General features: G+C 43.0%; 3 protein-coding genes and 2 pseudogenes. 3 read left to right on the top strand and 2 right to left on the bottom strand.

Annotated features, from left to right (window positions below; genetic code table 11):
* Both GVI43_RS09790 and GVI43_RS09785 read right to left on the bottom strand, forming a co-directional pair.
* A partial coding sequence (locus tag GVI43_RS09790; RefSeq protein WP_159566681.1) for an autotransporter family protein occupies positions 1-3,744 on the bottom strand: 3,744 nt, incomplete at its 3' end.
* A 756-nt stretch (positions 3,745-4,500) separates the two neighbouring features.
* A pseudogene (locus GVI43_RS09785) lies at positions 4,501-4,734 on the bottom strand (integrase core domain-containing protein); the annotation flags it as partial.
* Positions 4,735-5,248: 514 nt separating this feature from the next.
* Between GVI43_RS09785 and GVI43_RS15900 the strand changes: the two are divergent.
* The 3 genes and pseudogenes from GVI43_RS15900 to GVI43_RS09775 all read left to right on the top strand — a co-directional run.
* Positions 5,249-5,383 (top strand): annotated as a pseudogene (locus GVI43_RS15900) (IS3 family transposase); the annotation flags it as partial.
* A gap of 432 nt (positions 5,384-5,815) precedes the next feature.
* Positions 5,816-5,995, top strand: coding sequence for a hypothetical protein (locus GVI43_RS09780; RefSeq protein ID WP_159566680.1), 180 nt, complete (start codon positions 5,816-5,818; stop codon positions 5,993-5,995).
* A complete protein-coding gene (locus tag GVI43_RS09775; protein ID WP_159566679.1) occupies positions 5,992-6,267 on the top strand; it encodes a helix-turn-helix domain-containing protein in 276 nt (91 codons plus the stop codon). The genes GVI43_RS09780 and GVI43_RS09775 overlap by 4 nt, the downstream gene beginning before the upstream one ends.
* The last annotated feature ends 84 nt before the right edge of the window (positions 6,268-6,351 follow it).

Below are 6,351 nucleotides of genomic sequence, written 5' to 3'. Positions count from 1 at the left end.
GCTATACAGTAGCCAGCTATCGGCGTAAGCACCTTCTTGAGTTTTACCGTCTTCAAACCATGTGCCGTAAATCCCCGAGCTCCAGCCGTCAGTTTCGCCGCGAGAATGGTAACCTTTCAGTTTGGCTCTGGTTGTACTATTGGTTTTACCGTAGCCCGCCATAAGACCACCCACCAGATGGTCCTGCCCGTTACTGCTGCCTTCAATCAGATCGATACCAATCTGAGTGACATAACGGTTAGTTTCACTGGCTAGATTTGTAGAGCTATCACGGAAATCCATTTTTCCAAATTCATGACGCATCCACATGCCTTTCATCTCTTCCCCGGTGATAGGGTCTTTACGCTGGCGTTCGCCGCCTCGATCGTGTAACCGCATCAGGAATAATGAATTAGCCGCAATTTGGTTAGCCTGATAAGAACCCGCCTCAGGGCGCACGAAAGTTCCAGACTCATCATTATTAGGAAACGCCTGAGGAGTATCATCTGGGGTAGCGGGTGATAGCGTACTGGTGAGATACCAGTTATTCCCTTTTTTCACCAGATCATAGTCATAAGCGCCCGCGACAATACGGCTGGCTTTTGTAAAAGTTGCATCAGAGCGCCCCTGAACATTAATCAGTTCAATACCCTGGATAGTCTGGGCACCCTGTCCGCCAATATTGCTCACTGAAACCTGACCATGACCATCAGTACTTCCGGTAATGGTTACGTGGTCGGTTGCGGAGCTATCGTTACCTAAGGTGGTACCAAAAGCGATGGTTCCGCCATCCGTAGTATAGTTGCCATCAATGGTTAAGCGGTTAGCGGCAGAACTGTTGGTATTAAGATTGATCAGTCCAGCGTTGCTTACATCGCCACCGTGAATAAATGACGAACCTTTAACACCGAGTGCACCCGTAGATTCAATGGCTAACAGACCTGAGTAATTAATCGACGGATCAATATTGCCCGTACTGTCTCTAGCGGTTTTGTCCATCAGTAATGTTGCCTCATCCAAAATCAGCATACCATTACGGATAGCAGCATCACGGAAGCCGCCGTCAGATTGCGTTCCCGTCATCGTCCAGCTTGAACTACCGTCTTTCACCAGATGATGGAAGTTTGCGATGGTATTTCCTGACAGCGTATATCCGGTCAGACTTCCCGCAGAGTCAGCCCATTCCCAGTCGCCCACGCGGGATAACCGAGTCAGATCAAGGCCGGTATTCGTCTCGCCGTGTAACAGTAAAGTATTATTCGGGTTGCTGTATGCTACATAGGCCGCACCGTCCAGCCCCCAGCTATCACGCAGCCCCAGAGTGAAATTGCCTTCCGTCATCCGTGAGGCTTCGAGCGCATATCCACCTGAACCTTGTACCCGGGCAGCAATATCGACCATCACATCGCCTTTGCCCTTGAGTAATAATTCACCACCCCAATCTTCAGTGATAATTGTCGGGTTTTCAGCGAATGGCCTTACCTGAATACCAATACCGGAACTGACGATATCGCCTTCTATCGCTAAATTGAGTGCATCGCCGTAGTTGGTTGCCCTGACGCCCACAGAAGCATATTTAATATCGTCCGTACCGCCCGGGCACCCTGAACCAATGACCGTCAGACACCGTGATGGTGGGGTCGTATTCAATAAACCATTAACCACGTCTTTTGCATCGCTAACGGTGATCTTACCGGTGATAACCGTATCCATATCACCATAATAGTTTCTTAAACGAATACCACCCGCATGAGCCGGTATTGGATCGTCTTCACTTGAGTTCAGTGATACTGAACTATCCGTGTTTCCTGAAATCAACAGCGTGCTATTACGACCCGCTACGACAATATCCGTAGCAAATAGCTCAGATGAAGGTTCAAAATTACTATCAAAGTTACGAGAATATATAGAACTCCCAGATCCTTGGTAACTTATCTCCTGATTGACGTTACCGGATACGTGAATACTATTTTGCGTCTTTTCCAGTATGTTGGCAAAAGGAGAATATAAGATTGGCATTCCCGCGTTCTGACGTACTTCAGTAATATTCGACCTAATGGCTAAAGCGGCATTGCTGTAAAGCGGCATTATTGTGAACTCGCCGCTGAATGACTTTTCAATATCACCGGAAACAGAAATTATATTGTTAATTCCGTTTGCATTAATATCTACGCTGGAGTGGTTGATATTGTCATACATCATTTCCATCGAGTGCTGGCCACCGGTCATCCGGTGTATAACATTACCCGAAATATCAATTTTGTTTTGCGTACGTGCCACCATATCCCACATTTCTGGCGTGAAGCTGAGGCGGTTGGCACTGAAGCCGCCTAAGGGCGTTGCATTAGCCTGAACAAGAATAGCCGTTCCGGGAGGGGCGTTAAAGAGGCTAGTAATATCGATTTCTTTGCTGACGTCTCCGGAAACAGAAATCGTATTCTGATTACCCATCACCTGAACGCCCGCAGTGGAAAAAGCCTGTCTGCCCGAACTGGCGCTCGTATCAGACTGAACAGTATCAGCCGCTACGGTTTGCTTAATGTTGCCGCTAATATTAACGTTATTAACAATATCATGAATAAAAAAACCAGCGTCAGGCGTAGACGCGACGCTCATTACCCCAGTATTAAGGCCATCATAGACATTGCTCTGAACGTTAACACCACCGCCTATCATTTCATTTATGACTTTTGCTGACGTGGTTTTTTCTATATCGCCTGAAATCAGGACCGTGTTGTTAACCCCGCCAACATTAACAAATACCGCGTTATTTATGTAGTTAGAGCCGCTTTGAACATAGCCCATAAGCTCGTCACGTATAGAGAAGTTTTGTTTTATATTTCCAGAGATGTCTATGTAATTTTCTGCTTTTTCTACAATGGACAGAGGAGCAAATCGCGCAGAATAGTTGCTACCAAATATTTTTGAGTTACTAAAAATGTTGACTGCCGCAATATCAGCCACAGAGGTGGAAAAGCTGCCATAAAGACTATCAGAGATAATATCTTGTGTAATATCACCCGATACCACAATACGATTTTTAATACCCGCAACGGCTGCATTGACGCCAATAAAACCGCCATATTCATTTGCGTGAATACGATATAGATCAGTATTGATAGCCGTTTGTCGGATATTTCCGCTTATGGAGATATCATTCTCAGTTGGGCTATAAAAATCATTTCCAAGTCCAGGCATGTAATCAACGTTATCCAGCACATTTCTGATATCTATTACATGCTGATAACCGAAGGTACTCTCTCCGCTGCCATACAGTGACTGTTCAATATCGCGATTCACCATAACCGAAAGTTTGTTGGTTGAGGCCTCGATATACAGAGCCCGGCGAAAAGACTCCTGCTCCGGTGTTATATCCTGAGATAGTTTGTTACCCGCTTCCAAGATAACAGACAGGCTATTTGAACGAAACGCGCTATCATCACCTTCTATATAGGGCTCTGAGATACCGCTAGATAATGACCATTTATTACCGATATAGAGACTATCGTTAGAAACGTAATCAGGCGTGCTCGTAACCTGCACATCGCCGGTATTTCCCGTCAAATCAAGTAAGACATGGTCAGATGCAGAGCCTGAGCAGGTAAATTTCGATCCACTACTATCAGGAGTACATTGAGCTAAGGCTTCCGGTAAAAAGACTAAAGCCAGCAGAACTGCAGCAGAAATACGGCTTAAAGAAAAGATGGTATTTTTTCCAATCGTGTTGCTATTGAATATATTAGAACGAGGACGTAAGTCCTTCATTTGAGATACTTCCCTATAGCCCATTTTGTTTTAACTCCATTTAAAAACGATAAAAACATATAGAACATACATCAATGAATTAATTTCACGTTACAAGATATCTCTGCCGTATCAATAACCGGCCCAATAGATCAACACACCCCTTTTATAACCCAAATAAGGTATTGATCATTTTAGAAGGATATTTATAACTATTTAACCCATTATTTCACAATAATATAACAACATTGAAAAGAAAAAATGTCATTCTTTCCAATCGTGTTGCTATTTAATAAATTAGAATAAGGACTTAAGCGCTTTATTTGAGATAGCTCCCTATAGTCCATTTTGTTCTAACTCCATTAAAGACGAAAAAAATGCATAGAAGACACATCAATGAATTAGTTTTGCTTTATACGATATATCTACTTTATCAATAATTGAGCCAATAGGTCAATGCAATTTTATTATAACCAAGATGAGGTATTGACTATTTTAAAATAAAATAAACAACAACTTGATCCATCATTTTACAACAATATAACAACATTCAAATTGTTGCTTACAATAGCCAAACGAGTTTACTCATTATAATAATTGATTAAATATAATGTAATATAGAATATTATATAATATATCCAGTTATTATTGTCATTTTTAAAATGTCTCCCATAGCGGCGATGATTATTCATGTAGAATATCATCTCAACAAATCTCAACCATAACCTAACAGATTGAAAATAATTAAAAAAACCGATAACCCCATCTAAATCTAGCCTATCTATTTGTTAGTGAAAATTTCATCGAAACTATTTTTAAGATTTCCGATTGTTGATGTATCAGCCGATATGCCTCCGGCGTCAGGTTGTTCAGTGATTGGAGTGCCCACTCACTGCTGTATTTCATCAGCCGCTTTTCCCGTGTTTCCCGAACGTCCCTCAGTATTCTAAACGGGTAATAGTCCAAAACATCCGTCCTGTACGTTTGATTGAAGCGTTCAATAAACGCATTCTACATTGGCTTCCCGGCTGATAAATTTCAGCGACAAATCAAGATCTAGACGCGCCAAAAAATTACAACAATGAGGCGGATAATATGCGCTATCGATTAGCCAAAATGGCTCAATGCTTAAAATCATTATTATTTTAAGCACTTGCATTATGGCGATAATTACAGGCTGCAAGACAAATAATGACAGCGTAATAATCAACGACATTACGTGGGCAATCGGAAATGCAGACCAAGCAGGTAAGGCTTCCCAGCCGCCTAAAAAGTTGGGAAACCTTACCAATGGAACAGAAAAAATTCGTAAAATATAAACAATAATGAAAATGTGGCTAATTAAAATTACGCTGCATTACATTCAAATGACTTATCTAATTCCATAAATTAACTTTAATTTACCGCCCACGTAATATTTGATATTCCCTTGTAAAAAGTTTCAATATTAATCTTATATTAATTTTTATCTCTTTCGTTTATTCAGTACCAGCGTAAATTAGAGTTTCGGCCCTTCTTTTCATCAAGACGGCATGTGAGTACCACTCATCGGCGAAGCCGCCCGAAAGTGACGGCAATAGACCCGTGCTAGAGCATGGACTTTATTGCTGATAAGTTGTTCAATGGGCACCGTATCCGGGCCTTAACTATAGTGAATAATAATCGGCTTCGAGTTCCATTAGCTAAGCTTGAAGCATCCGGCAAGAATCTCACTGATAGCGCTATTAGCCAGATCGAGCTAACCATTCTCGTTAAACAATCCCATTACATCTTTCTGCGATCTCTCCCCAAAAACTAAAATTCTCCCCCAAATCCCCTCGTCCACCAATTGACCCATTCACTGTACATATATACCGTGTTTCCACCAGCCGTTATATTGGCTGTAAACAGAAAGGCAAAACCCCGCAGTGTAACTAGCACTAACGGGGTTTCTAACCACAACGTTACGAGAAGAGGTAACTCATGGCTGTAAGAGAGCATACGCAATCTCGCCCTCAATTTGTACCGGAAATTTTATCGAATAGTCGATCTGCTTCCAAGAATTTGTATTTAATCTCAGTCTGTTACTCTCGGGTTATGGGAGGAAAATCCCATGTTTAAACTCATCGATAGCACACCGCTCAATACAACCGAGCTGGCTGAACAATGCTTTGCTCTGGCCTATACCTTAACCGGCATTGAACACCCTGCGCTAAAAGAGTCACTGACCTTTATACTGCTGGAAAAGCAGCGTGCGTTATTGTCGCTGCTCGGTGCCGGAGGTGGAGAATGACGATTCAACCCGACGTTCACCCCGCCGATATCATTGCCGCGCTGCGTAAGAAAGGCACCACCTTAGCCGCCCTCTCACGCTCTGCCGGGCTGAGTTCATCTACGTTGGCGAATGCGTTAATTCGCCCATGGCCGAAAGGTGAGTGGCTAATCGCCAAGGCGATCGGCGTTCATCCGAGCGAGATATGGCCGAGCCGATATTGTGATGTGATGACCGGAGAAATTAAGCAGAGGAAACCGAGGGAAACCGGCAAGATTACCGCATCACTCTGAGCGGGTATCAACAATCTATTACGTTGAAGGCCGCGCCCGGTATTACCGGACGCGGCCCTTTTATTGACTTTATTTACCCACGTT

The organism is Budvicia diplopodorum (genome assembly GCF_009800925.1).
Taxonomy (GTDB): Bacteria; Pseudomonadota; Gammaproteobacteria; order Enterobacterales; family Enterobacteriaceae; genus Budvicia; species Budvicia diplopodorum.
Note: the sequence above shows the minus strand (reverse complement) of the source record. Positions and strands in the feature narration are given on the sequence as shown.

What these genes read in the sequence shown, in the direction of transcription:
- GVI43_RS09780 (WP_159566680.1), top strand. Translation starts at nt 5,816, where the DNA reads ATGTTTAAACTCATCGATAGCACACCGCTCAATACAACCGAGCTGGCT.
- GVI43_RS09775 (WP_159566679.1), top strand. Translation starts at nt 5,992, where the DNA reads ATGACGATTCAACCCGACGTTCACCCCGCCGATATCATTGCCGCGCTG.